The organism is Luteimonas sp. gir, assembly GCF_037198055.1.
In the GTDB taxonomy this organism is placed as follows: Bacteria; Pseudomonadota; Gammaproteobacteria; order Xanthomonadales; family Xanthomonadaceae; genus Luteimonas; species Luteimonas citri_A.
Window position 1 is genome coordinate 749,275 of sequence record NZ_JBBAXQ010000001.1, and the last position, 26,403, is coordinate 775,677.

The window sequence follows — 26,403 nt, forward strand, 5'->3', positions numbered from 1 at the left end:
CGGCGTGCGATGCAGGGACGTGCGCCCCAATCCTCGCCGAATCCCTGTCGAGCCCGCGTTCACATCCCACGAAACCGGGGTCAGAGTGCAATTTCTTTAGAAATTGCACTCTGACCCCGGTTCTAGAGGAGGCGGGTGCGGATCTCGGCGGCGATCCGGGCGGTTTCGCGCAGGGGGGTGACGGGGGTGTCGGGCAGGACGTCGCCCAGTACGTGGAGGCGGCCGTCGGCGATCAGGCTGTCGACGAAGCGGCGCGGGCCGCCGTCGATGCGCTCGGGTTCGAACACGAACACCGGGGCGCGGGTCGCGGCGGCCTCGGAGAGCATGTTGACTGAGTCGGCCGAGCAGACGATGCGGTCCGCCCAGCCGAGCAGGCCGGGGTAGGGATTCGCGCCGTCGGCCTCGTCCGCCCAGATCAGGGCGGCGCGGTGGCCGTAGCGGGCGCGCAGCGCCGCGCGCACTGGAAGCGGCGTCCGCCGCGAGCCCGCGATCAGCAGGCTGCCGCCGTCGCGGGCGACCAGGGCGTCGAGCCGCGCGGCCAGGGTCTCGAACGCGGCGACGTCGAAGCGGCCATGTTTGGAATCGCCGCCCAGCAATACCGCGATCCGTGGCCCGGGCAGCGTCGCCAGGGCCGGATGCGCCGCACGGGCGGCGGCCAGCCAGTCGTCATCGACCGGATGCAGGCTGCCACGCGCGACCAGCACGTTGTCGCCACGCAGCGCATCGTGCGCGGGCACGACGACCAGATCCCAATGCCGGGGATCGATGCGTGGGTCGAGGATCTGTACGGTGCGTGCGCCATGGGCGCCGGCGAGGCGGGTGGCGAGCGCCGCCTGTCGGCCGCAGCCGATCGCAAGCATCGGCGGCGCGCGCAGGTGCGCCTGATAACGCGCGCCGAACGCGGTGTCCGCGCCGGGCAGGCGCCGAGGGGCGGTCCAGCGCCAGGGCGCCCGGGGTGTGAGATGCAACTGCGCCACCGGACGCTCCGACGCTACCGCCGCCGCCAAGGCCTCGGCCTGGCGGGCGTTGCCGGCGCGGCCGTCGCTGACTGCCCAGATATGTCGGCAATCGGCGCCGTCGTGCGGGTTTCGTTCCACGAGTGTGACCATCCGTTCCGGGCGGTGCACGCGCGCCACCGCCGCGTGACTCTACACTGCGGCCCAGTCCAGTCCTTGCGAGACGTTCGATGACCGATGCCCTGCCCGATGCCGCGCTCGACCAGTTGTTCCGCACCGCCCGTACCTACAACGGGTTCGGCGGGCAGATCGACGACGCCACGCTGCACCGGCTCTACGACCTGCTGAAGTTCGCCCCGACCTCGGCCAACATGTCGCCGGCCCGCTTCGTGTTCGTCAGGTCCGCCGAAGGCAAGGCACGGCTGGCGCCGGCGCTGAGCGAGGGCAACCGCGACAAGACGCTGTCGGCACCGGTCACGGTCATCATCGGCCACGACGAGGACTTCCACGAGAAGCTCCCGTTCCTGTTTCCGCACACCGACGCCAAGTCGTGGTTCGACGGCCCGCGCGAAAACCGGCGAGAAGCCGCGTTCCGCAACGGCAGCCTGCAGGGGGCGTACCTGATCCTGGCCGCGCGCGCGCTCGGCCTCGATACCGGCCCGATGTCGGGCTTCGACAATGCCAAGGTCGACGCCGAGTTCTTCGCCGGCACGCAGATCAAGTCGAACTTCCTGGTCAACCTGGGCAAGGGCGATCCTTCGACAATCTTCCCGCGCTCGCCGCGCCTGCCGTTCGACGAAGCCGCGCGCATCGTCTAGAAGCACCCGCACGACCCTTCCGCAGTTCCCATCCACGTTCCGAGGACATCGCCATGCGCACCACCCGTCTGCTGCTCCCGCTCGCCGCCGCCATCGCTCTCGCCGCCTGCGGCCAGCAGGATGGCGCGCCCGCCAACACCGCCGATGCGCCCGCCGCGTCCGCGCCCGCCCAGCCCTCAAGCGAGGCGATGGCCGAAACCCAGGACACCGCCCAGGCGATCGCCGGCGTGTCGGGCACCTACGTGCTCGATCCCCACCACACCGACGTGGTCGCGCAGTGGAGCCACTTCGGCTTCTCGCATCCGGTGGCGCATTTCGGCCAGGTCGAAGGCCGCATCGTGTACGACGCCGACAACGTGTCCGCCTCCTCGGTCGAAGTCACGCTGCCGCTGGCCGGCCTGAACTCGCACGTCTCCGAGTTCGACGACCACCTGCGCAGCGCCGACTTCTTCGACGCGGCCAAGTACCCCAACGCCACGTTCAAGAGCACGTCGGTCGAGAGCGCGGGCACCAACAAGCTCAAGGTCACCGGCGATCTGACGATCAAGGACATCACCAAGCCGGTGGTGCTCGACGTGACGATCAACAAGTTCGGCGAGCAGCCGATGGTCAAGCGCGCCGCCGCCGGCTTCGACGCCGTCGCGCAGATCAAGCGCAGCGATTTCGGCGTCGGTGCCTATGCGCCGAACGTCAGCGACGAGGTCGAGCTGCGGATCACGACCGAGGCCGTTGTCGCCGAGGATGCCGCCGCGCCGGCCGCTGCCACCGCGCAGTGACGTCCGCTGCCGCCGGTGCGCCGGCGGCAGGGTCGCGAGTCCCTGCGGGGCCCGTGGTCAATCCCGGGCCCCGCGCATTTTCGTCGTGGGCGCGTGTGCCCACGGCCCATGCCCCCATCCCCCCCACCCGACGCGCTGTGCGCGTCGACCTCCCCGCGCGCGGGGAGGTGACACGCGTTCGATGCGCGTCTCCCCTCTGCTCCATCGTCGCACCGCCAGGAGTGCCGTCATGAAACTGCATCGCCCCGCCGACGCCCGCGGCCAGGTCCGGACCGACTGGCTCGACAGCCGCCATACCTTCTCGTTCGGCCACTACCACGACCCGGCATGGATGGGCTTCGGCCCGCTGCGCGTGATCAACGAGGACCGGGTCGCCCCAGGCGCGGGCTTTCCGACCCACGGCCACGCCAACATGGAGATCCTCAGCTACGTGCTCGAAGGCACGCTGGCGCATGCGGACAACCAGGGCGGCCGCGGCGCGCTGTCGGCCGGCGAGCTGCAGTGGATGGGCGCTGGCCACGGGATCGAGCACAGCGAGTTCAACGGCTCGGCGCAGGCGCCGGTGCATTTCCTGCAGATCTGGATCCAGCCCGACCGCGTCAACCTCCCGCCCGGCCACGCGCAGCGCGCGTTCGACCCGGCGGCGCGGCGTGGTACCTGGGGAGTGCTGGCCTCGCCCGACGGCCGCGACGGCAGCCTGGCGATCCGCCAGCAGGCGACGCTGCAGGGCGTGTTGCTGGGTGAGGGCGAGCGCGTCGAAGCGACGTTGTCGCCGGACCGGCGCTACTGGCTGCAGGTGGCGCGCGGCGCGGTGCGCGTCGACGGCGAGCAGCTGTCGGCCGGCGATGCGCAGGGCTGGGTCGACGAAGCCGCGACGCTCGTCATCGAAGGCGCGGGGGAGGCCCTGGCCGACGTGCTGTTGTTCGACCTGCCGCGCTGAGCGCCGGGGTCACGGCCGGCGCCCGACGAGCGGCCGGCGCGCAGGCTAGAATGGTGGCCTTCCACGTTCGATCGATGCCGCCGCCATGACCGCAGCCAACGTCCAGCCGACGCAAGCCAATGCCGCCAAGCAGTACGAGGTGCGGCGCGCCGACCTGCCGCTGAGCTGCCCGCTGCCGTCGATGGCGCTGTGGAACTCGCACCCACGCGTCTACCTGCCGATCGAGGCCGAGGGCGGCGCGGCCGATTGCCCGTACTGCGGCGCGCACTTCGTCCTGGTCGATTGACCGTCGGCGGCGTCGCCGTCCGCCGCGCCGCATGCGTCGTCCGCTGACCGTCGTCCAGCTGTTGCCGGCGTTGTCGTCGGGCGGCGTCGAGCGCTCGACGATCGAGATCGCATCGGCGCTGGTCGCGGCGGGGCACACGGCGATCGTGGTGTCGTCCGGCGGGCGGCTGGTGCCCGAGCTCGAGGCCACCGGTGCGCGTCACATCGCACTCGACATCGGCGCCAAGCGGCCCTGGGCGCTGCGCCACGTCCGCACGCTGCGGCGGCTGTTCGCCGAGACCGGGGCCGACATCGTGCACGCCCGCTCGCGGCTGCCGGCCTGGCTCGGTTGGCTGGCGGTGCGCGGCATGCCGGACGCCCGGCGCCCGCGCTTCGTCACCACGATGCACGGGCTGAACTCGCCCTCGCGCTACAGCGCGATCATGGCGCGCGGCGAGCGCGTGATCTGCGTGTCCGACACCGTGCGCGCACATCTGCTGCGCCACTATCCGCGAACCGACCCGGCACGGCTGCGGGTGATCCCGCGCGGCATCGACCCGGCGCGCTTCCCGCCGGCGCCTCGGCCCGATCCGGCCGCGCGCGCGGCCGTCGCCGCCGCCCATCCGGCACTCGGCGGCGGCGGCCCGTTGCTGCTGTTGCCGGGCCGCGGCACCCGACTAAAAGGGCATGGCGATGCGATCGCGCTGCTGGCGGCCGTACGCGCGCAGGGCCTCGACGCGCGGCTGTGGATGCCCGGCGCCCGCGAGGCGGGCCGCGAGGCCTATCTCGATGCCCTGATGCGCGAGGCCGATGCCGCGGGCTGCGGCGCTGCGCTGGCGATGACGCCGCCGACCTCGGCGATCGTGCAGGCCTATGCGGCCAGCGACCTGGTGCTGCAACTGTCGCGCAAACCCGAGGCCTTCGGCCGCACCGTGATCGAAGCGCTGTCGTGCGCGCGGCCGGTGCTGGGCTGGGGCCATGGCGGCGTGGGTGAGCTGTTGGCCGAACTGCAGCCTGAAGGCGCGGTGCCGCCGTTCGATGCCGCCGCGCTCGCCGACGCGGCCATCGGCTTGCTGGCGCGGCCGCCGACGCCACCGGCTACGATGCCCTACACCCTGCAGGCCATGCAGGCAGCGACACTGACGGTCTATGACGAACTCGACGACGACGATTGAGCCTGTGGGCGCTGCGCCTGCACCGCAGCCGGTGGGCTGGCGCTGGGCGCCGCACTGGGTGCTGGCGTTCGTGATCCTGTGGCCGGCCCCCGGCTACGCCGAAGGGGTGATGGTGCTCGGTGCCCTGGTGGCGATCGTGCTGTTGCTGCGCGCGCGTTTCCGCGGCGGCAGCGCGTTGCTCAGCGCTCCGGCCTGGGCGCTGACCAGCGTGCTGTTCTGCGCGTACTGGCTGCCGCAACTGATCTCGGCGATCGACTCGGTCGATGTCGGCCGCGCGCTGCGCGAAGCCCTGGTCGATCTGCGCTACCTGCCGTTTCTGTGGCTGGTCGCCTCGGCGGTCGCCGACCGGCGAGGCCGCCGCATCACCTTGGGTGGCCTGGCGATCATTCTCGCGGTGTGGACGATCGACGGCCTGGTCGAGGTGTTCTTCGGTACCAGCCCGCTGTTCTTCGGGATCGACCAGCTCAAGCAGCTGATCAGCAGCCGGCCGATGTGCACGCTCGAGCAGGTGGCGATGGCCGACCGCCTGGGCGGCGTGCTCGGGCCGTGCAACCTCAAGCTCGGCATCGTACTGGCGAGCCTGTCGCCGTTCGCGCTGTACGCCGCCGGACGGCGCTTCGGCGCGGCCGGCTGGGTTGTCGCCAGTGCCGCGATCGGCGTGGTGCTGCTGTTCGCCGGATCGCGCGCGTCGTGGCTGACCTACGCGCTGGTGCTGCTGTTCTCGGGCTGGCGCCTGTTGGGCTGGAAGCGGCTGCTGGCGGTGTTCGTGGCGGGCGCCGCGGTCGCGGTGGTCGTAGCCTTGGTCTCGCCGCAGGTGCGCGAGCGCGTCGAGCGCACTGCGATGGGGCTGTCGGCTGACCAGTCGGGCGTCGATACCGCGCTGTCGGGTCGGACCCGGATCTGGGGCGCGGCCTGGTGCATGGTGCGCGAGCACCCGATCAAGGGCGTGGGCGCGCGTGCATTCCGCGAGGCGTTTCCCGATTGCGACCCACGGCCCGGGCAAATGGCCGAGTGGGGCGAAGGGCCGGCCTTCCACGCCCACCAGATCGTGCTCGAAGTCGCCAGCGAGACCGGCCTGATCGGGGTGCTGCTGTGGCTGGCCGGTTTGGCGCTGGCCTGGCGCGCGTGGCGGTACGCGACCCCGGCCGCGCGCGAACGGGCGCGGCCGGCGATGCTGGCGCTGGCGGTGACGGTGTTCCCGCTCAACACCCACCTGGCGTTCTATTCGACCTTCTGGGGGGGCTTCACGCTGCTGCTCTCGGCGCTCTACGCCGGCAGCCTGTTGGCGCGCGAGGAACCGGTGCCGCCGGGCGACGACGCGGTGCGCTGAAGCCGGTCCCTTTCCTTGAGGCGCCATCGGCCGCACGCCGGTGGCGTCAGTACAACTGCGCACCGTCCGGTTGCCGCTTGAAGCGGCGGTGGATCCACAGGTACTGGTCGGGCGCGGCGCGGGCCATGGCCTCGACCCCGGCCATCACCGTTGCGGTGTCGGCGACGGCGTCGGTGGTCGGATAGGGCGCCGGTGCCGGCGTCAGGGTCAGCGTGTAGCCGCCATCGGGGCGGCGCACATGCTGATAGAACACCACGGCCGCGCCGGACATGCGCGCCAGCTGGTGGGTCGAGGTCAGGCTGTGCGCAGGGCGGCCGAAGAACGGCACGTAGACTGCGTCGCCGCCGCTTGGGTCCTGGTCGGGCGCATACCAGAGCAGGCCGCCGCGCTTGAGGTGGCGCACGGTGCCGCGCACATCGCGCTTGGGAAACATCGCCGCCGCATAGCGCGCGCGGCCACGACGCACCGCCCACTCCATCGCGGGCGACCGATGCGGGCGGTACATGCCGGCCAGCGGGACGTAGTCGCACATCAGCCGGCCGCAGACCTCGAGCGTGGTGAAATGGCCCGATACCACGATCACCCCGCGCCCCTGCGCGCGCGCGGCCTCGATGTGCTCGACGCCCTCCACCACCAGCCCACGGCGCAGCGGCTCGATCGAGCCCCACCACGCGCGTGCGAACTCGAACAGGCCGATGCCCAGCGCGTGGAAATGCGCGCGCAGCAGCGCCTCGCGCTCGGCGGCGTCGCGCTCGGGAAAGCACAGCGCCAGATTGCGGGCGGCGATCCTGCGGCGGCTCCCGAGCGCGAGCCGCAGCGTCGTGCCGATCGCGCGGCCCAGCGCGCGCTGCAGCGGCCAGTGCAGGCGTGCAGCCAGTGCCATCAGCCCGATGCCGCACCACGCCGGCCAGTGGCGGGGCGCAAGCGGCGGGCGTGGGAAGACGGGGGGCGTGGAGGACATGCGGCCATTGTAGAAGCTGCGCGTCGCTGCGCCGTTCCGGCGCGCCATCGCGCGGCGCCGACGCGCAGCCGCCCGGATCGCCGCCGCAACTTCGCCATCCGCTATCCTGTCGCGATGCGGGCCGACCTCACCGAACGACTGTTGCGCGGCCTCTATTCGGCGCTGCTGGTCGTGCTCGTGCCAGTGACGGTCTACCACCTGATCTGGCGCGGCTTCCGTCAGCCGGCCTACCTGCAGCGCTGGAACGAGCGCTACGGCGTGTATCGCAGCACGCCATCGCCGACCCCGGTCTGGGTGCACGCGGTGTCGGTCGGCGAGGTCAACGCCGCGGCGCCGCTGATCAATGCCCTGCTCGCGCGCGATCCCGAGCGCCGGCTGTTGGTGACGACGATCACCCCGACCGGCTCGGAGCGGGTGCGCGCACTGTGGGGCGAGCGGGTCGAGCACGTCTATCTGCCCTACGACCTCTCGGGCGCGGTGCGGCGGTTCCTCGCCCGGTTCCAGCCGGGCATCGGCCTGATCGTGGAAACCGAGATTTGGCCCAACCTGCTGTTCTGCTGCCGCGATGCTGGCGTGCCGACGGTCATCGTCAACGCCCGGCTGTCGGCGCGCTCGCTGCGCGGTTACCGCGTGCTGCGGCCGCTGGTCGGCCGTGCGCTACGGACGGTGCGAAGAGTCGCGACGCAATCGGCCGACGACGCGCGCCGCTTCGTCAAGCTTGGCGCGACGCGCGAGCAGGTCGCCGACGTAGGCAATCTCAAGTACGACATCACGATCGACGAGGGCGCGGTCGCGGCGCTGGCGGCGACCTTCCGCGCGACCATCGGCGGGCGGAAAGTGTGGATCGCCGCGAGCACGCATCCCGACGAGGAGGCGGCGGTGATCGCGATCCATCAGCGCTTGCGCATGCGCTGGCCGGACCTGCTGCTGATCTGGGCGCCGCGCCATCCCGAGCGCTTCCGCGGTGTCGCGCAGTTGGCCGTCGAAGCCGGCTGGCGCGTGGCCACGCGCGCGTTCACGCGTTGGCCGGATGCGAGCGACGATGTGTTCGTGCTCGACACGCTGGGCGAGCTCGGCGCGTTCTTCGCCTGCGCCGACGTCGCATTCGTCGGCGGCAGCCTGCAGGACATCGGCGGTCACAACCTGCTCGAGCCGGCCGCAGTCGGCGTGCCCGTGGTCACCGGCCCGCACCTGCAGAACTTCGTCGACATCGCCCGCCAGCTCGGCCGGGTCGGCGCGCTGCGGATCGGCGAGGACGCCGATGCGGTTTACGACCATCTGGCCACGCTGCTCGCCGATGCCGACGCACGCAAGGCGATGGGCGAAGCCGGTCGCGCACTGGTCGCCAACGGCCGCGGTGCGCTCACGCGGACGCTGGCGTTGATCGCCGACGATCTTCCGGCGCCATGAACGACGACGGCGCGGATCTTGCGATCCGCGCCGTCGGAAATTGGCACTTGGCGTTGCTGCTTACTGGGTGCCGCTGGCCTCGCCGGTCGAGGCCTGCACGCCGTTGACGTCGACTGTCAGCTGGCGGTTGATCTCCTGCAGGTTGCCGATGTCCAGCGTGCCGGCGGCCTGCTCGAGCAGTAGCCGGCTCTGCAGGAAGTTGTACTTGGCGAACGCGTAGTCCTGGCGTGCCGAGAACAGGTTCTGCTGGTTGATCAACACGTCGATGACGGTACGCGTGCCCACTTCCAGGCCGACCTGCGAGGCCTCATAGGCGGCGTTGGCCGAGACCAGCGCCAGCCGGCGCGCTTCGACCTCGGTAATGCCGGCGACGAGGTTCTGGTAGGCGCTACGCGTATTGCGCTCGATCGCGCGGCGCTGGGCCTCGTACTGGTCGGCGGCGATGTCGCGCTGGGCGATCGACTGGCGCACTTGCGACTGGGTCGCGCCACCGCTGAAGATCGGCACGGTCAGCGTCAGGTTCACGCTGTTGGTCTCGCTCTCGCGCGCAGCGGATAACTGGTTGGTCCGGCCCCAATTCGAGTTCTTGCCATAGCTTGCGCCCAGATCGAGCGTCGGCAGGTGTCGGGCCTTCGCCGCGGCGACGCCGTGTTCGTTGGCGGTGACCTGGTACTGCAGTGCCTTGAGTTGCGGGTTCTGCTCGAGCGCAGTGGCGACCCAGGCCTCGGCGTCACGGCCTTCGGGCAACTGCGGGGTGAAGTCGTCGGGCAGGCCGCGCAGGTCGGTGACCGGCTGGCCGGTGATCTCGGCCAGCGCCTGATAGGCGTCCTGCAGCGCGTTGCGACGCAGGATCGTGTTCGCGCGGGCGCCGTCGTACTGCGCGCGCGCCTCGTGCACGTCGGTGATCGGCGCCAGGCCCACTTCCAGGCGCTTGTCGGCGAAGTCGAACTGACGCTTGAACGCTTGCTCGGCGGCTTCGGCGGCGGCCAGCGTCTCGGTCGCGATCAGTACGTCGAAATAGGCGGCTGCGGTGCGGGTGATCAGCGAATCGTTGTCGGCGTCGAGCTGGAAGTCCGCCGCGGTGCTCAGCGCGCGCTGTGAGCGCAGCGAGGCGATCCGGCTCCAATCGAACAGGACCTGGCTGCCAGTGACGCTGTAGGTCCGAGAGCTTGCAGTGCCGGATTGGCTTGCAACGCGGCCCCGGCTCAACTCAGCCCTGCCTCCGATCTGCGGCAGCAGACCCGCGCGTGCCTGCACCGCGCCCTCGCGGGTCGCCAGCCGCTGCGACTCGGCGATCGACAGCGTCGGGTCGTTGGTGCGGGCCAGTTCGTAGGTCTGGACGAGATCGGCGGCGAACAGCGGGCCGGATGTCAGCGCGAGCGCGAGCGACAGGAACAAGGGGCGGCGGAACATCGGGGGAGTCCTTCGGTCGATCAGAGGGAGAAATGCGGCACCGGGGCAGCCCCGGCGAGATAGGCGAGCCCGGTCTCGAACAACGATTCGATGCGCGGCGCGTTGACGTCCTCGTCCTCGCGTCGGACCAGCACCGCCTCCATCGCAGGCGCCTGACCGCGGACGATGAACATACGGCCGCCGGGGCGCAGCCACTGCACGAAGCGGGTGGGCACGGTGTCGACGGCGCCGCCGACGCAGATCGCATCGAAGCGGCGCTCGGTGTTCCAAGCGAAGACGTCAGCGTGGACGACCTCGACATTGGCGATGCCCTGCGCCTGCAGCCGGGCGCGCGCGGCGTCGGCGAGGTCAGCGTGGCGCTCGAGGCTGACGACGTCGCGGGCCAGGTGGCCCAGGCACGCGGCCAGGTACCCGCTGCCGGTGCCGATCTGCAGCACCTCATCGCCCTGTTCGAGTTTGAGCGCCTGCAGCGCGCGGCCTTCGACGACGGGCTTGAGCATGGTCTCGCCGTGGCCGATCGGCAGTTCCAGGTCGGCATAGGCCAGGGCGCGGCGCGCATCGGCGACGAACGCCTCGCGCGGCACGCGCGAGATCGTCTCGAGCACGCGTGTATCGAGCACGTCCCAGGGCCGGACCTGTTGTTCCACCATCGCCGCGCGGGCCTTGGCGTAGTCGATCGTCATCGTTGCGGTTTCCTTGTTCGCCAGCGCGCAATTCTAGCGGTCGCGGGCAGGGTGATCATCGCGGGGGGGCTCGGCGGGGGCGCAGTGCCGGAAGTCACCGGCCCGGACGGCATGCCGACCCCCAGGGGACTCGTTCAGCGATCGCGGCGGGAGCGGCCATAGGCGCGCAGGAACATGTCGACCGACGCTTCGAGGTGGGCCCGACGCTGGCGCGCGCAATCGTCGGCGTCCTCGCAGTCGAACACCATGCGCTGGTGCAGGTCGCCCTTGACCAGCACGAAGAACTGCGCGGCCGCGGTCGGCACCAAGGCCTCCTCGATCTCCAGATCGCCGGTTTCGATGCGCCGGCGCAGCAGCGCGGCGAATGCCGACTGCACGCGCTCGGGCCCGCCCTGCCAGAACCGCTGGGCCAGGCGCTTTTCGACCATCTGCGGCGTGCACAGCAGGCGGTGGCCGGCCACCGCTTCAGGCGCGCTGATCATCGCAAAGAAGGCCTCGGCGACTTCCAGCAGGCGCTGGCGCAGCGGCGTGCCGGGCGCGGGCTCGAACACCGAGGCGGGCATCTGCTGCTCGCAATACGCGGCCGCGGCTTCGGTGAACAAGGTGTCCTTGTCGCCGAAATGGCTGTAGACGGTGAGCTTGGAGACGCCGGCCTCGGCGGCGATCTGGTCCATGCTCACGCCCTCGTAGCCCTGCTGCAGGAACATGCGCTCGGCGGCTTCGAGAATGGCGGCGCGCTTAGCCAGGTCCTTCGGTCGGCCAGGGCCGGCCGGGCCCCGGGCATCGGGCTGGGAGGCGGGGACGGAAGGGGCACGCATGCTCATGCGTTAATACTATACCAACCAGTTCTGAAAATATACGATACGGCATTCTCGCCCGCGTTCAGCCGGAGCTTCCATGCCCCGTGTCAAGTCCACCGCCGTGCCTCGTCTCGCGACCGTCCTCCTGGCCGTCTTGCTGCTGGGTGCTTGCGGACGCGAGCCCACGCCGCCGGAAGCCGCACGCCCAGTCTTGGTGGTGACCCCGTCCGATGCCGCGCATGGCGACGCGCTCGCCTTCGCGGGCGAGGTCCGGGCCCGGGAGGAAAGCCCGTTGTCGTTCCAGGTTGGTGGGCAACTGGTGCGGCGGCTGGTGGATGCCGGTGCGCGGGTGACGCGCGGCCAGGTGCTGGCCGAGATCGACCCCGGCGACCTGCGCCTGCAGGCGCAGTCGGCGCAGGCGCAATTGGCGGCCGCAGAGGCCGAGTACACCCGGGCTCGGACCGACCGTGCGCGCTATGCCCAGCTCGTGGACCAGCAACTGGTCAGCCGCTCGACGATGGACGCCCAGGACGCGGCCTACCGCGCGGCGCAGGCGCAACTGAACTCGGCACGTGCGCAAGCCGAGGTCGCCGGCAACCAGGCCGGCTACACCCAACTGCTGGCGCCGCGCGACGGGGTCATCGCCAGCCGCCAGGCCGAGGCCGGGCAGGTCGTCGCCGCCGGCCAGACCATCTTCACCTTTGCCGGCGACGAGGGCCGGGAGGTCGCGATTGCGTTGCCCGAGTCGCGCATCGCCGCGTTCTCGGTGGGGCAGCGGGCCTGGATCGAACTGTGGAACCGCCCCGGCGCGCGCCTGCCCGGCACGCTGCGCGAGATCGCCCCGGCCGCCGATGCCCAGGCACGGACCTATGCGGCGCGCGTCGCGGTGGACGACAGTGCCCGCGAGGGCCTGGAGCTGGGCCAGAGTGCGCGCGTGCACTTCGAACTCGCCGACGACGACACATTGCGGGTGCCGCTAACCGCGATCCAGCCCGGTGTCGACGGCGGCAAGGCGGTCTGGGTGGTCGATCCGCAGACCCGCACGCTGCGCTCGGTCCCGGTGGAGACCGGCGCCTTCGGCGCGCAGACCGTGCCGATCCTGTCGGGACTGGCGCCCGACGCGTTGGTGGTCGCCGCCGGCGGCCATCTGCTGCGCGAGGGCCAAGCGGTGACGCCGATCGGCCGCGACAACCGCCCCCAGCTCCCCGACGCGCCGACGCCGGCGGCGGCACGATGAGAGGTGATGGCATCGTGTGCCTGATCGGCACGGCACGCGCGCACCTCCCCCGCCTGCGGGGGAGGATGGGTGGGGGCACTGGCCGTCGTGTGATGGCGCACGCGCGCATGCGTTACTTCGGGCGCATTGCATCGCGCGCGGGCGTGCCCGTATTGGGCATAGGCACACAGGGCACGCACCCATGAGCCGCTTCAACCTGTCGGAATGGGCGCTGGGCAATCGCACCCTCGTGCTCTACGCGATGCTCGTCGTCGCGATCGCGGGCATCTGGTCCTACGGTCGGCTGGGGCAGTCGGAGGATCCGCCGTTCACGTTCAAGGCGATGGTCATCCAGACCCAGTGGCCGGGGGCCACCGCCGACCAGGTGTCGCGGCAGGTGACCGAGCGCATCGAGCGCAAGCTCATGGAGACCGGCGACTACGAGTTCCTCCGGTCGTACTCGCGGCCCGGCGAGTCGCAGGTGATCTTCTTCGCGCGCGATTCGATGCGGTCGAGCGAGATCCCGGCGCTGTGGTACCAGGTGCGCAAGAAGGTCGGCGATCTCAGGCCGCAATTGCCGCAGGACATCATCGGCCCGTTCTTCAACGACGAGTTCGGCGACACCTTCGGCAATATCTATGCGCTGACCGGCGACGGTTTCGACTACGCGATCAAGAAGGATTACGCCGACCGCATCCAGCGCGCGCTGCAGCAGGTCGACGATGTCGGCAAGGTCGAGCTGGTCGGACTCCAGGACGAGAAGATCTGGATCGAGGTCGACAACACCCGGCTGGCGACGCTCGGCATCCCGATGGCGGCGGTGCAACAGGCGCTGTCGGAGCAGAACGCGATGGTGCCGGCGGGCTTCTTCGAGACCGCCGATGCGCGCGTGCAACTCCGCGTGGACGGGGCGTTCGAGTCGGTCGAGGCGATTCGCGCGTTCCCAATCCGCGCCGGCGACCGCACCGTGCGCCTGGGCGACATCGCGACCGTCGAGCGCGGCTTCGCCGATCCGGCCGCGCCGCGGATGCGCTTCATGGGTGAGGATGCGATCGGCATCGCGGTGGCCATGCACGAGGGTGGCGACATCCTCCGGCTCGGCAAAGCCTTGGAGGCCGAGTTCGCGCGGCTGCAGGAGACCCTGCCGGCGGGCATGGTGCTGCGCAAGGTGTCCGACCAGCCACGCGCGGTGCGCGATTCGGTCGGCGAATTCGTCAAGGTGCTGGCCGAGGCGGTGATCATCGTGTTGCTGGTGAGCTTCCTGTCGCTGGGCCTGCGCACTGGCTTGGTGGTCGCGGTGTCGATCCCGCTGGTGCTGGCGATGACCTTTACCGCGATGGACTTGTTCGATATCGGCCTGCACAAGATCTCACTCGGCGCGCTGGTGCTGGCGCTGGGCTTGCTGGTGGACGACGCGATCATCGCGGTGGAGATGATGGCCATCCGCATGGAGCAGGGCGACAGCCGGCTCAAGGCCGCCAGCTACGCGTGGACGCACACCGCCTTTCCGATGCTGACCGGCACGCTGGTGACCGCCGCGGGCTTTCTGCCGATCGCGACCGCGGCTTCGAGCACCGGCGAGTACACGCGCTCGCTGTTCGAGGTGGTGACGATCGCGCTGGTGGTGTCGTGGATCGCGGCGGTGCTGTTCATCCCGCTGCTCGGCGAGAAGATGCTGCCCGACCTTGCCAACCCGCAGCCGCCGCGTCCCGGTTCGTTGCCTGCGCGATGGCGCGATGCACGCAGCCGCGCCGCCGACCGTTGGCCGGCATTCGCTTTCGCATTGGCGCCGGCCGAGCCGCAGGCGCATGACCATGATCCCTACCAACGGCCGTTCTACCGGCGCTTTCGCGGCTGGCTGCACTGGTCGCTGACGCACCGCTGGCTGGTCATCGGTGCGACGGTGGCGCTGTTCGTCGCGTCGTTGCTGCTGTTCCGCTTCGTGCCGCAGCAGTTCTTCCCCGATTCGACCCGGCTGGAACTGATGGTCGATGTCGAGCTCGCCGAGGGCAGCTCGCTGCGCGCCACCGAAGCCGCGGCCGCCCGAATCGACGCGCTGCTCGATGGGCGCGAGGGCGTCGACAGCCGTGTGGCCTATGTCGGTACCGGCTCGCCGCGGTTCTATCTGCCGCTGGATCAACAACTGCCGCAGGCCAACTTCGCGCAGTTCGTCGTCACCGCGACCGATGTTGAAGCGCGCGAGCGCCTGCGCAGCTGGCTGATCGACGAGGTCGCGCCGACTTTCCCCGAGCTGCAACTGCGCGTCACCCGGCTCGAGACCGGGCCGCCGGTCGGCTATCCAGTGCAGTTGCGCGTGTCCGGCGAACACGTCGAGCGCGTGCGTGCGATCGCGGACGCCATCGCGGCCAAGGTGCGCGAGCACCCGCACACGATGAACGTCAATCTCGACTGGGACGAGCCCAGCCGGATCGTGCGCCTGGTCGTCGACCAGGAGCGTGCACGGGTGCTGGGCGTGAGTTCGCAGCAGATCGCCCAGTTCCTGTCGAGCTCGCTGTCGGGTCAGCAGATCAGCACCTACCGTGAGGACAACGAGCTGATCGGCATCGTGATGCGTGGACCCGCCGAGGAGCGCGCCGCGCTCGAGCGCCTGGCCAGCCTGGCCATGCCCAGCGCCAACGGCCCGGTGCCGCTGTCGCAAGTTGCGCGGCTGGAGTCGACGTTCGAGGACGGCATCATCTGGCACCGCGACCGATTGCCGACGATCACCGTGCGCGCGGACGTGCGTGGCGATGTCACCCCGCCGACCGTCGTCGCCCAGATCTTGCCGCAACTCGAGGACATCCGCAGCACGCTGCCGCCGGGCTATCGCCTGGAGACCGGCGGCACGGTGGAGGACTCGGGCAAGGGCCAGGACTCGATCGTGGCCGGCCTGCCGCTGTTCCTGTTCGTGGTGGTGACGCTGCTGATGCTGCAGCTGCGCAGCTTCTCGCGCAGCGCACTGGTGCTGCTGACCGCGCCGTTAGGGCTGATCGGCGTCACCTTGTTCCTGCTGGTGTTCCGGGTGCCGTTCGGCTTTGTGGCCATGCTCGGCACGATCGCACTGGCGGGCATGATCATGCGCAACTCGATCATCCTGGTTGACCAGATCGAGCAGGACATCGCCGCCGGCCACCCGCGCTGGAACGCGGTGATCGACGCGACGGTGCGCCGCTTCCGGCCGATCGTGTTGACCGCACTCGCCGCGATCCTGGCGATGATCCCGCTCTCGCGCAGCGTGTTTTTCGGCCCGATGGCGGTCGCGATCATGGGCGGCCTCACCGTCGCCACGCTGCTGACGCTGACCTTCCTGCCGGCGCTGTACGCGGCGTGGTTCCGGGTGCGCGAGGATGAGCGACCACGCGCAGGCGAGTGAACGCCGTGCTTAAAGGTGTCGGACGGACCTGATTTCGTCCCGAAGGCCGCGAGGGCTGTGATCGAAACGGGCAGCATGATGTGGTGCGATGCTGCGCGTGCCGCGTGCCGCGTGCCGCGTGCCGCGTGCAGTCTGTGATCTGCATCGAGCCCTCCACTAAAGGGGCGGCTTGAATGGATGTTAAGCGGAATCTGCGCCCCGCTCTGCTTCGTATTTCGACAGATAGTGCTCCAGCGGATACGCGGTGCCAGTCTCAGTGATCTTCCCGGTAAGACGGTCAACAATCAGCGGGGCGTTGCCGGCAAGAACCTCGCTTGGGTCGCGGGTTTCCAGGTGGCGGCGAGACTGATAAAAAAATACCCAGCCAAATGGACGCTCTACGGTCTGATCACCGAGTATGGCAAAGGAAACGTCGCTGCCGGCGATCTGGGAGATGTGAGACTCAGCGAGGGCTTGAGCTCGCATGCGAGAAATCACTTTTTCGCTACCCCACAAATGAATTAGGCCGCGTGCGAAGCGGCGTCGGATTTAATGAATTGTTAGGCAGCGCCGCCAGGCGGCTAGCCTCCGTAGCGAGTCACCAAGGATGACCTTGCTGTCTCTAGTTGCTTCGTGTGGTTGGACGCGAAGGACCCAGAGTCTGACTTAAGCCAAAAACGATGCGGAATCAGATTGAATGAATTGTTAGGCTGCGTCCTATCGCGACCTGATTGCAAAAGCAAAGTACACAACGGCAATTAGTGGCCAACCGAAGAACATTATGCGGAAGAGAAAAGAGCCGCCTGACAAATAAACAAGTGCAATAGATGTCAGGCTGCCAGAGGCCAGTCCGACCCATGTCACTGGCCGATTGAGGTTCGATCGCTCTAGCAGAATCCCATAGTAAACCCGCCAAGCCGTGACGAGTCCGAACCAGCCAGCGAACATTGCACAAAGTAGAAAGATCCCGGTGCTCGTTTGCTCTCCGCGCCTAATGGAGTCGGCAGAAAAAGCGAGCCCCAACAAAGTAAAAAAGCCGATGCAAGCGTGCTTGGAAAAAGGACAAGAATAGCGACTGCGCGAAGTGCGGCCATGGTCAGCATGTAGCCTAACACCAGGATTAAGGCGCGCCGATAAGAGGCGCAGCGTTGAATGAATTGTTAGGGTCCATGCCGGACTCTTGGTCGCCGGCATCATAGATGTCCAGCCCCAGTGCAACGCCGCGCTGGCCGAGCGCAAGCAGAGCTTTGGCCGAAAGGGGCAGTCCGTCATTGCTAATGCCCATGAAGAGTCCGCAGAATAAGTCAGGCTCATAGTGGGACAATGACTCCCAGGCGTTAAGGTCTTGGGTAAGTTGCCCAAAGATCTCCATTATCTGCGCATCGAGGTCCTCTGGCTCACGCCGAGCTGCACTAAGGCGCCAGCTCCCGGTCTTGGCAGTGCGTATGATGCCGGTCCGACTACCAATAAGCGCTTCGCCCTTCCGGTACGAGACCGTTGGACCCGCGCCTAGCAACGCCGTGACTTGGTCAGGCACGAGATCATCTCCGAAGAATCGGAGTGTTGCTACGGAGTGATTGATTACTCCCATTGAGCCTCAATGCCTATTAGACCGACTAAACGCGGTGTTGCGCCGAGTATCCGCCATGATCGATACGGTGGGAAGAGAGAAATCCGACGTCGTGTCAACAGCTTGCCGGGTTTCGCAGGATGCTGCCGGTGCGGGAACTGTCGGTGTTATCCGACATGGACAGGGGCGTATGCATGACACGAGCGCGAACGCATGTGCTCGCGCGCGGGGCATCAGCGGCCGCGCGTCCTCTCTACCGGTTGTCCGGCCCCTGACTGATGTCGGCCGCGCTGCGCTTGGTTCGGGACTCGTGTGGTGTCGCCTCCGTGGAGTCGGAGGCGAGGCGGCCGCGCCCCGGGAACAGTCAGCGCGCACCAGCAGCCTTGCGCACCTCGGCGGCGACGCGGGCCTTGATGGTGTCGGGGCCGCGGCTGTCCGGGCCACTGTAATCCAGCGCTTGCACCACGAACGCGGTGTGGTCGCCGGCGCTGATGCAGTACGAGACCAGTGCGCGGCCGCCGCCTGCCGGGCCCGACACATGGGTGGCGAGCGTGCCCTGGTCGCTTTGCGCGCGGGTGGTGTAGCCGGCTGCGGAAGCGCCGCGGGCGAGCGCCGCCAGGCAGGCCTTGATGCTCAACTGCGTTGCCGGATAGCGGTCGACGTCGTAGCCGAGACTGAAATCGTCTGCGCTGGCCGATGCCATCGGTGCGGATACCGCGAGGGCCAGCAGCGTGGCCAGGGACATCTGTTTCATGCGCGACTCCTTGTGTGGACGGAACAAGCGGTCAAGTCAGGCGCGGACGAACACCTCGACCCGGCGATTGCGCTGGCGGCCGGCGGGGTTGTCGCGACCGTCGATGCTGTTGGGCGCAACGGGCTGCGATTCGCCGAGGCCGTGCGCGCGCACCCGGTGGGTGACGCCTCGCGCCTGCAACGCTTCGAGCACGGCGCGGGCGCGGCGTTCGGACAGCGGCTGGTTGTAGGCCGGCGTGCCCTTACTGTCGGTATGACCGCGGATGTCCAGTTCGGCGCTGGTGACGCCGCGCAGCGCCCGCGCGAAGACATCGAGCGTGTGGGCCGCGTCGGGCCGGATGTCGGACTTGTCGAAGTCGAACAGCACGCGGTCGTCCAGCGTCACCACATAGCCGCAGGCGGCGCCGGGCGGCACCAGTACCTGCAGCGGCGGGAAGCGTCCGGCCGGTGGCACGGGCGGCATCGGCGGCATCTTGACCGGCCGCGCGGGCGGTCCGATCGTGCCGGTGCCGTCGCCATGGTTGACGATCAGGCCGTGCGGGCCGTTCCACGTGCCCGAGCCATCGGCCTCGACACGCACCAGGCCCTGCGGGCCGTTCCAACTGCCGCTGCCATCGCCGTTGGAGACGATCAGCCCGTGCTCGCCGTTCCAGGTGCCGCCGCCCTGGCCATCGAGTCGGATCAGGCCCGACTTGCCGTTGTAGCTGCCCGAGCCATCGGCCTCGACGCGCAGGATCGCCTCGCTGCCATCGGGCTCGGCCACGCCGTTGATCGTGCCGCTGCCGTCGGCGTTCACCGTTATCAGGCCGCCCTCGAAATTCGCGCTGCCGCTGCCGTCGGCCTCGATGCGGATCAGGCCAGCCTCGGTGTTGCGCACCAGCGCGCCGGGAGCGTCCGGGTGCGTGGTGGCCCCAGTGTCGAGCAGGGCGCCATCGGCATCACAACGCGCGGGGGCGACGGAGACCCCCGCGACCGGATCGAGAACTTCGGCCATCGCGCCCTCCAGCGCACGCTGCGCCGGCGACACGCCCAGCAGTTGGGGCACCACGATGGCCGGCACGATCGGCATCTCGGGCACCGCGACCTCGGGCTGTCCGGCCCCGGGCGCGGGGTCGTCTGCGACGGCGGCTGCCTGCGCAGGTAGCGCCTCCGTTTCCGAATGCGCTGGTGCCGGGGTCTCCGTACACGCCGCGAGCGCCAGCCCCAGCGCGCATAGCACGATGCCGTTTCGGAATGCCTGCATTCGCATCCTTCCTGCCGCGCCCGGCGGCTCGCGGGATGGTAGGGGGGCGATTGTTAGCCATGCGTTTCGAACGCGCGGTGCGCCATGCGGTACCCTCTGCGCGCCGAACGGGCCAGCTGCGTCCGAAGCATCCTCCGGGGGATTGATCCTGCCTGCTGTCCACGTCCTGGCGATGCGATCGTCGCCGCCCGCCCCGCGCCCATCCAGCGCACCCGTCCGCCCGCGGCACCTGTTGCGGCGATGGACGCGCATGTGGCTGGCCTGGGCGTTGGCTGCCGTGGGGCTGCCGGCGTTCGCGCTGCCCGGTCCACTCGATCCGACCTACGGCAATGCACTGCGCCACTACGGCGATGCCGAAGGGCTGCCGCAGGCCAGCGTCAACGCCATCGTGCAGAGCCGCGACGGGTTCCTGTGGCTGGGGACCTTCGGTGGGCTGGTGCGGTTCGACGGGCGCGACTTTCGCGTCTACGGCTCGGTCGAGCACGTCCAAGGCGGCGACCACGGTCTGGGCCCGGCGAGCAATCGCATCCTCTCATTGCACGAGGACGGTCAGGGCCGGTTGTGGATCGGCACGCAGGATGCGGGCATCGGCCTGCTCGAGCGCGGGCGATTCCGGCATCTGCAGGTGTGCGAGGAACGCTGCCAGATCGACCGCCTGCTGCCCATCGACGACCGCACGCTCTGGGCGCAGGGCGCGCAGGGGATCTACCGGATCGACATGCGTTCGTTGCAGGCCGAACGCTTCCTCGGCGCCCGGGCGCTGCTGGCGTCGGCGCATCTGCCGGGCGAGGACACCGTCTATGCCGGTGGCGACGATGGTCTGTGGCGGCTGGGCCCGCACGGCGTGGAACCCGTGCGCCTGCCCGACGGCCGCACCGTGCGCCACCTGGCCGCCTCACCGGGGCTGCTGTGGCTGATCACCCACGACCGGATGCTGTATCGCCATCGTCCGGCGACGGGCGAGTGGACGCGTGTGCGCACCGCGCTGCCGCTCGATACCCGGCTGGGGACGGCGGGCGACGGCCGCGTTTTCCTCTCTGACGACGTCCGTGGACTGCGCATGCTCGACGACGCCGGTCGGGAGCATCCCGTGCCGGGGGCCTCGACACTGCATGCGGCGGTCGTGCATCCCGACGGCCTAGGCAACACCTGGGTCGGCACGCCGACGCACGGTCTGTGGCGGCTGCGGCCGCGCGATGTGGCGATGCTGCATGCACCCGGATTCGGCGGTCGTGCACCCGGCCGCGTGGTCGAGGACGATGGGCGCGGCGGTCTGTGGCTGGGCTTCGGCTGCGAAGGGCTGTGGTACCGAGCGCCCTCGGGCGAGGTCACACGCCTGCCGCTCGAGGACGCGATGCAGGACGCCTGCACTGCGAGCCTGTTCTACGACGCTGCGCAGGCCACGCTGTGGATCGGCAGCTCGACCGGCGGCCTGGGCCGTCTGCGCGACGGTCGCCTGGAGATGGCTTGGCAGTGGCCGGGCGCCAAGATGCTGGGCATCTGGCGGTCGCGCGACGGCACCTGGTGGGCGGGGTCGTCGCAGGGCGTACGCCGGCTGGACATCGACGCGGATGGCACGGTGCAGGCGGCGCATGCGATTCCCGGTGTTGCCGACGTCAATGTCGCGCGACTGGCCGATGCACACGCCGGCGGCGTCTGGGTGGTGGGCGATCGGGGCGTGTTCCGGGTGCGTGACGATGTTGTCGTCGAGCAGTGGACCGCGTCCGACGGCCTGCCGGCGTTCGCGCGCGCCGTGCACGACGGCGAGGACGGCTTGTGGGTCGGCACCTACGGCGGCGGGCTAGTGCACATCCACCGGGGTCGGATGCGGCGCTACACCACCGCCGACGGCCTGTCCGACGATACGGTGTCGTGCATCCTGACCGATCGCCGCGGCCGGTTCTGGATGGCCGGCAATGCGGGATTGTCGGTGCTGCTCGAGCGTCCGATCGGCGCGCGCGGTCCGCGTCTGCGCACGATCGGCGCGGCCGAGGGGCTCGACCCGGTGGAGTTCAACGGGGTCACGTTCTCCGCCTGCCACATCGATGCCCAGGGCAACAAGGCGTTCGCGATGATGCGCGGCTTCGGCTGGGTCGAGCCTGGCCGCCTGGACGTCGCCGCGCGCCACCCGCCCAGGCCCTATGTCGATCGGGTCACGTTGTCCGGGCGCCCGCTCGACCCGTACGCGCTGCCCACGCTGGGCGTGGATGCCGCCAACCTGGAGATCGTGGTCGGTGTCATCGGCCTGGCCGATCCCGAGCGCACCCGCATGCGCTATCGCGTCGGCGAAGGGGCGGAGTGGGTCGAGGCGGATGCGGGGCGCAGCGTGTTGTTGCCTGATGTGCCTTGGGGCGAACTGCGCTTCGAGGCTCAGGCGCGCTACTTCGACGGCGGGTGGTCGGAGCCGGTGACGCTGCGCTTCTTGCGTCCCATCCCTTGGTACCGCCGCGACTGGATCTGGCTGGCCGCGAGCCTGGCGGGGCTGCTGTGCTTGCTGTGGGCCACACGCGAACGACGTGGAGAGGACGGCGATTACGATGCGCTGATCGAGCGCGCTCGGGCGCGGTTGCAGGATGGGCGCACGCTCGGGTGACGCCCGCTACGCCGCGACAGCAGGGCCTGACGGCTTGGCCTGGAGCGGGAACTGCAGGACGAACCGCGCGCCCGCCCCCGGGGCGCTGTCGCAGTCGATCGTGCCCCCGGCCTCGGTCACGATCCGATGCACCATTGCCAGACCGATGCCCGAACCACGCTCGCGCGGTTTGGTGGTGAAGAAGGGCTCGAAGATGCGCGCCTGCGTCTGTGCGGACATGCCATGGCCGGTGTCCTCCAGCCGCAAGCGCACCGCCGCGCCGTCCACCTCGGTTGCAAGCGCCAGTCGGCCGCCGCCGGGCATCGCATCGACTGCATTCTTGGCGAGATTGAGCACCGCGGCCTCGAACTCTGCGCGATCCAGGTGGACCCACGCCGGGTCCTCGCACAGCGTGGCCCGGGTTTCGACGCGCGGGCCGGCGATCGATTGCAGCATCGGCTGCAGTTCGTCGAGGGCCCGGTTTGCATCGAACGTCTCGCGCAACGCCACATCGCTGCGGACCAACGTCAGCAGTTTCGAGGTCAAGGTCCGGCCGCGCCGCGTTGCGGCCTCGATCCGCTGCAGGCAGTGCCGTGTTGCGTCGTCGAGCCCGGCATGGTCGAGCCCGCGTTGCGCGAATCCCAGTATCACGCCGAGCAGATTGTTGAAGTCGTGAGCGACGTTGCCGGCGAGCTTGCCCAATGCATCGATACGCTGGGATTGCAGCAACTGTGCCTGCGAGGTTTCCTTGTCACGGATCTCGAGCTCGAGGTGCCGGCAGATCAGCGTCAACTCGCGGTTGCGCCGGGCCGCGACGTCGGACTTGAGGATCAGCCGGTCGAGAATCAGCGCGACGATTGCATTGGCCAGTACGGGCTGCAGCAGGTACGAGGCGAATTCGCGCCATCCGTGCACATGCGGCGCGAGGTGCTGCACGTCCGTCCGGGCGCCGAGCAGCAGGATCGCCAGGTAGGCGGCGGCCGCCGCCCACAATCCGCGACGTCCGAGCAGCAGACCGGCGAACAGCAGCGGCAGGATGCTGAGCATCACGCTGCCCGACTGCGCCACCAGGCCATAGCGGGCATAACTCAGGCCGAGCAGGACCAGGCCGGCGGCGATGAGGACGGCGGCGACCGCACGTTGGACAGGATGGCGACGGAGCGGCATGCCGGCATTATGCGGGCCATTGTGTTGCGGACGCTTCCGGGCCGCGCGCCAGGTCCCGCGATGTGCCGGGCGCGGGATCCGGGCTGAACCTGCCATGTGGCCTGCTACGGGGTCGGCCGGCGGCACTGCGGGCTTTCGTAGGCCTGCCGGTAGCTCTCACCGAAGCAACGTTCGAACGCCTCGAGCACGTCGAGGTTCGGCGGCCACGGGATGTCGATCGGGGTACCCGCCGGCCCCTGGACCGTCACGAAGCCGGGGCGTGCCTGCAGACCGGGCGGGGGCGGCACGGCCGAAAGCGTCTCGCGCGCGGCCTGCAGCGCAGCCCGATCGCCTTCCAGGAAGGCGATGCTGCCGGCGACATAGGCGTTCCATCCGCTGCGGTCGCCTTCGTCGCCGCGGGTGGACCGACGCATGAGCGCGATCGCCTCCGTGGTCTGGCCGCCCTTCGCCCGCAACTGTGCCTCGTGCCAGTCGAGCAGATTGGGTCCTTCCGGTCGATGCATCCGGCGGTACTCGGCGATCAGGTCGGCCGCGGCAAGGTGACAGCCACGCCCATCGCCCAGTGGGCGCCATCCGCCGTTGATGTCCTGGTCGAAGGCATCGATCGACAACGCCAGCATCGCATCCCGATCCACGCTGCAATCGACGGGCGCAGGCGGGTGGGCGTCGACGCTGAGCGTCATGGCGACAAGCAGGGAAATCCAAGGCATCGCGGTGAACCTCGCGTCGGCGTGAACTGCACACTATCGCATCGACAATGCGGCGCCGAAGGCGGCGCCACGGAATTGGATGCGCGCGCGATGCCCGCGAGCCTCAGAAGTCCAGCCGATAGCCGACCGTCACCGTGCGGCCCCGACCGGCGAAGTAGCGTGCCGGCTCGACCAGTGCGCTCTGCGAGTAGTAGCTGATGTACTGCCGGTCGAGCAGGTTGGCGATGCCCAGACTGACGCTGCCGCGGGCCAGTTCGATGTCCAGCCCGGCGTCGAGCAGCGCGTAGCCGTCGAAGGTCTTGGCCGGGTCGTCGAAGCTGCGGTCGAAGGCGATCTGGCCCTGGATGAACGACGACAGCGTCGGCGTCCACTGCGCCGACCAGGTGCCGATCAGCCGGTTGGGCGCGACGTTCAAGCCATCGAGCCGCGCATCGAGCCGGCCGTCGGTGTCGCTGTCGTAGCGGGCGCGAGTCCAGGCGTAGGACAGGCCGACGCGATGGGCCTCGTCGATGCGATAGCGCACGCTCGCATCCACGCCCTCGATCGCGGTCTTCTCGCGCGACAGCTGGAAAGCGCCATCGACCGCGACCACCCGCGCACCGAAGTCCGAACGCGACTGGAACGCGCTCACGTCCACGTCCCAGGCCCCGGTTCGCAGCCGCGCGCCGACTTCGGCATTGCGGGTGAGGATCGGTTCGAGCGAACGCAGGTCGGCGACCGACGTACCGGGCGTGTCGATCGCGCGCAGCACGCGGCCGACATCCGGCATGCCGAAGCCCTCGGAGTAGCTGGTGTAGACGTTGAAAGTGTCGGACGGCGCATACACAAGTCCCACATTGCGCAACGACTGCTGGAACGACAGCTCGCCGCCTTCCACGTCGACCCGGTTGAAGCGGTACAGCGTGCGGTAGCTGTCGATCCGCAGCTTGGCGTCCTCATGCCGCCAGCCGCCCTGCAGCGTGAGCGTGGGCAGCAGCCGGTAGTCGGCCTGCACGAATGCGGCGAGGCTGCGGAACTTTGACTCGGGCACGTAGGTCCGGCCGGTCGCGTAGAGGTCCTGTTCGCCACTGTCCCACAGCGCATCGATGCCGGTGGTCAGCTTCAGCCGGCCGTCGAGCAGATCGTCGCGCCCCAGGCTGGTCTTGGCGCCCCATTTGGAGGCCAGCGAGCGGGACTGGTCGTAGAGCGTGCCGATCGGCGCGATCTCCGGGTCCTGGAAGCTCGACGAGCGGTCGGCGCCGAACAGGCCCTCGAATTCCTGATTGAACACCATCGCCTGCAGCGTCATGCCGGCCAGGTCGTGGTGGGTGTAGCTCAGCCCGGTCGTCCAGACATCGTTCCAGGCCGGCGTACCCGGTGGGGTGCCGCGGAGCGAGGTCGTCGGCCGCCGGCTGGCGCGGTCACCGGGCACGGTGAGGTAGTCGCCGTCGGCGCGGATGCGATAGCGGTTGAGACTGAACTGCAGTTCCTGATTCGCATCGATCCAGTAACCGAGCTTGGCGTGGACATCAAAGGCCTTCGACGCCATCAGGTCGCCCTGGGTGACATCGGTACCGATGGCAGTGCCGTTGCCGTCCAGCCACAGTCCCTGGTCCTCGTAACCGGCGCCCAGCAAGTAGCTCCACTGCCCCTGCATCCCGCTGATCCGGTAGTCGGCACGGACGCCGATCGTCTCGTCGTCGACCCGATGCGTCGCCGCGGTGGTCTGCAGCGCCAGGTGCTGTTGCGCCTTGCCCGGCTCAGGGCGCCGGGTGATCAGATTGATCGTGCCGCCGGTCGCGCCCAGACCGTTCATCGCGCTGGCGCCCTGGATCACCTCGATGCGCTTGACCATCGCGTAGTCGATCGTGTGCGCCTCGCGCCCGGTCGGCCGCAGCGGGTTGGACTGCGGGATGCCGTCGACCAGAATCAGCGGCGTCCGGCCGCGCAGCGTTTCGCCGCTGCCCGTCAGCTTGCCGCGGCTGGGGGTGTAAGCGGGCAGCAGATTGGACAGCACGTCCGACGAGTTGCTGCTCAACCGCAACTGCTGATCGATCTGCTCGCGATCGATGATCACCACCGTCTGCGGCGCGGTCTCGGCGAGCTGGCCGGTGCGCGACGCGGTCACGACGACCTTGTCGAGCGTGCGGGCGGTGGGGTCCTGGGCATGCGCTGCGGCGCAGACCGACAACGAAACAGCGACGAACAACCGGCAACGCCTGCGCACCATGACTTCCTCGATCAAGACGAGGGCGTGGCGGTCTGGCTGGCCCGAAGCGCGAAATTCTTGCGTGCATGACATGGGCTGTCAACGC

The 26,403-nt window shown here is 69.5% G+C and carries 22 protein-coding genes; 10 read left to right on the top strand and 12 right to left on the bottom strand.

The genetic code is table 11. From position 1 onward, the window contains the following. Positions 1–122 precede the first annotated feature (122 nt). Positions 123–1,109 (bottom strand): mitochondrial fission ELM1 family protein, encoded by a 987-nt coding sequence (locus WAF18_RS03365; RefSeq protein WP_337243867.1) that lies wholly within the window; start codon positions 1,107–1,109, stop codon positions 123–125. 77 nt (positions 1,110–1,186) lie between these two features. Here WAF18_RS03365 and WAF18_RS03370 point away from each other — a divergent pair, with 77 nt between their 5' ends. From WAF18_RS03370 to WAF18_RS03395, 6 genes are all read left to right on the top strand, one after another. Further along, positions 1,187–1,774, top strand: coding sequence for a malonic semialdehyde reductase (locus tag WAF18_RS03370; protein WP_337243868.1), 588 nt, complete (start codon positions 1,187–1,189; stop codon positions 1,772–1,774). Between the two features lie 53 nt (positions 1,775–1,827). Continuing rightward, positions 1,828–2,550, top strand: a complete 723-nt coding sequence (locus WAF18_RS03375) for a YceI family protein (protein ID WP_337243869.1) — start codon at positions 1,828–1,830, stop codon at positions 2,548–2,550. A 229-nt stretch (positions 2,551–2,779) separates the two neighbouring features. Then, positions 2,780–3,490, top strand: coding sequence for a pirin family protein (locus WAF18_RS03380; protein WP_337243870.1), 711 nt, complete (start codon positions 2,780–2,782; stop codon positions 3,488–3,490). 85 nt (positions 3,491–3,575) lie between these two features. After that, positions 3,576–3,776, top strand: coding sequence for a zinc-finger domain-containing protein (locus WAF18_RS03385; RefSeq protein WP_047135595.1), 201 nt, complete (start codon positions 3,576–3,578; stop codon positions 3,774–3,776). A gap of 31 nt (positions 3,777–3,807) precedes the next feature. Beyond that, complete coding sequence (locus WAF18_RS03390; protein WP_337243871.1) at positions 3,808–4,929, top strand: glycosyltransferase; 1,122 nt, start codon at positions 3,808–3,810, stop codon at positions 4,927–4,929. Further along, the gene (locus WAF18_RS03395; protein WP_337243872.1) at positions 4,904–6,259 is read left to right on the top strand and encodes an O-antigen ligase; all 1,356 of its coding nucleotides are present in this window, start codon (positions 4,904–4,906) and stop codon (positions 6,257–6,259) included. Before WAF18_RS03390 ends, WAF18_RS03395 begins: the two co-directional genes overlap by 26 nt. A gap of 46 nt (positions 6,260–6,305) precedes the next feature. On the opposite strand, the gene lpxL is transcribed toward WAF18_RS03395, so the two are convergent. Then, complete coding sequence (lpxL, locus tag WAF18_RS03400; RefSeq protein WP_337243873.1) at positions 6,306–7,220, bottom strand: LpxL/LpxP family Kdo(2)-lipid IV(A) lauroyl/palmitoleoyl acyltransferase; 915 nt, start codon at positions 7,218–7,220, stop codon at positions 6,306–6,308. A 114-nt stretch (positions 7,221–7,334) separates the two neighbouring features. On the opposite strand from lpxL, the gene waaA reads away from it, so the two are divergent. After that, complete coding sequence (waaA, locus tag WAF18_RS03405) at positions 7,335–8,630, top strand: lipid IV(A) 3-deoxy-D-manno-octulosonic acid transferase (protein ID WP_337243874.1); 1,296 nt, start codon at positions 7,335–7,337, stop codon at positions 8,628–8,630. A 60-nt stretch (positions 8,631–8,690) separates the two neighbouring features. Here the strand turns inward: waaA and WAF18_RS03410 are convergent, their stop codons facing one another. The 3 genes from WAF18_RS03410 to WAF18_RS03420 all read right to left on the bottom strand — a co-directional run bounded on the left by WAF18_RS03410 (position 8,691) and on the right by WAF18_RS03420 (position 11,544). Then, positions 8,691–10,043, bottom strand: a complete 1,353-nt coding sequence (locus WAF18_RS03410) for a TolC family outer membrane protein (protein WP_337243875.1) — start codon at positions 10,041–10,043, stop codon at positions 8,691–8,693. Between the two features lie 20 nt (positions 10,044–10,063). Beyond that, positions 10,064–10,726 carry a protein-L-isoaspartate O-methyltransferase gene (locus WAF18_RS03415; protein ID WP_337243876.1) on the bottom strand — a complete coding sequence of 221 codons (663 nt, stop codon included), beginning with the start codon at positions 10,724–10,726 and terminating at the stop codon, positions 10,064–10,066. A gap of 134 nt (positions 10,727–10,860) precedes the next feature. After that, positions 10,861–11,544 (bottom strand): TetR/AcrR family transcriptional regulator, encoded by a 684-nt coding sequence (locus tag WAF18_RS03420; protein WP_337243877.1) that lies wholly within the window; start codon positions 11,542–11,544, stop codon positions 10,861–10,863. A gap of 199 nt (positions 11,545–11,743) precedes the next feature. Here WAF18_RS03420 and WAF18_RS03425 point away from each other — a divergent pair, with 199 nt between their 5' ends. Then, complete coding sequence (locus tag WAF18_RS03425) at positions 11,744–12,763, top strand: efflux RND transporter periplasmic adaptor subunit (RefSeq protein WP_337243878.1); 1,020 nt, start codon at positions 11,744–11,746, stop codon at positions 12,761–12,763. Between the two features lie 181 nt (positions 12,764–12,944). Beyond that, the gene (locus WAF18_RS03430; protein ID WP_337243879.1) at positions 12,945–16,115 is read left to right on the top strand and encodes an efflux RND transporter permease subunit; all 3,171 of its coding nucleotides are present in this window, start codon (positions 12,945–12,947) and stop codon (positions 16,113–16,115) included. Positions 16,116–16,295: 180 nt separating this feature from the next. On the opposite strand, the gene WAF18_RS03435 is transcribed toward WAF18_RS03430, so the two are convergent. The 4 genes from WAF18_RS03435 to WAF18_RS03450 all read right to left on the bottom strand — a co-directional run bounded on the left by WAF18_RS03435 (position 16,296) and on the right by WAF18_RS03450 (position 19,660). After that, positions 16,296–16,580: a YrhB domain-containing protein gene (locus WAF18_RS03435; protein WP_337243880.1), complete on the bottom strand. Its 285-nt coding sequence runs from the start codon at positions 16,578–16,580 to the stop codon at positions 16,296–16,298. Positions 16,581–17,214: 634 nt separating this feature from the next. Beyond that, entirely contained in the window at positions 17,215–17,685 is a 471-nt protein-coding gene (locus WAF18_RS03440; RefSeq protein ID WP_337243881.1) for a DUF4279 domain-containing protein, read from the bottom strand. Between the two features lie 343 nt (positions 17,686–18,028). Then, entirely contained in the window at positions 18,029–18,418 is a 390-nt protein-coding gene (locus WAF18_RS03445; RefSeq protein WP_337243882.1) for a DUF6180 family protein, read from the bottom strand. Between the two features lie 36 nt (positions 18,419–18,454). After that, the gene (locus WAF18_RS03450; RefSeq protein ID WP_337243883.1) at positions 18,455–19,660 is read right to left on the bottom strand and encodes an OmpA family protein; all 1,206 of its coding nucleotides are present in this window, start codon (positions 19,658–19,660) and stop codon (positions 18,455–18,457) included. Between the two features lie 250 nt (positions 19,661–19,910). On the opposite strand from WAF18_RS03450, the gene WAF18_RS03455 reads away from it, so the two are divergent. After that, positions 19,911–22,253 (top strand): two-component regulator propeller domain-containing protein, encoded by a 2,343-nt coding sequence (locus WAF18_RS03455; RefSeq protein WP_337243884.1) that lies wholly within the window; start codon positions 19,911–19,913, stop codon positions 22,251–22,253. 6 nt (positions 22,254–22,259) lie between these two features. Here the strand turns inward: WAF18_RS03455 and WAF18_RS03460 are convergent, their stop codons facing one another. The 3 genes from WAF18_RS03460 to WAF18_RS03470 all read right to left on the bottom strand — a co-directional run bounded on the left by WAF18_RS03460 (position 22,260) and on the right by WAF18_RS03470 (position 26,333). Further along, the gene (locus tag WAF18_RS03460) at positions 22,260–23,399 is read right to left on the bottom strand and encodes an ATP-binding protein (protein WP_337243885.1); all 1,140 of its coding nucleotides are present in this window, start codon (positions 23,397–23,399) and stop codon (positions 22,260–22,262) included. Between the two features lie 104 nt (positions 23,400–23,503). Beyond that, positions 23,504–24,109, bottom strand: coding sequence for a hypothetical protein (locus tag WAF18_RS03465; protein ID WP_337243886.1), 606 nt, complete (start codon positions 24,107–24,109; stop codon positions 23,504–23,506). Between the two features lie 103 nt (positions 24,110–24,212). Beyond that, positions 24,213–26,333 carry a TonB-dependent receptor gene (locus WAF18_RS03470; RefSeq protein WP_337243887.1) on the bottom strand — a complete coding sequence of 707 codons (2,121 nt, stop codon included), beginning with the start codon at positions 26,331–26,333 and terminating at the stop codon, positions 24,213–24,215. Positions 26,334–26,403 lie beyond the last annotated feature (70 nt).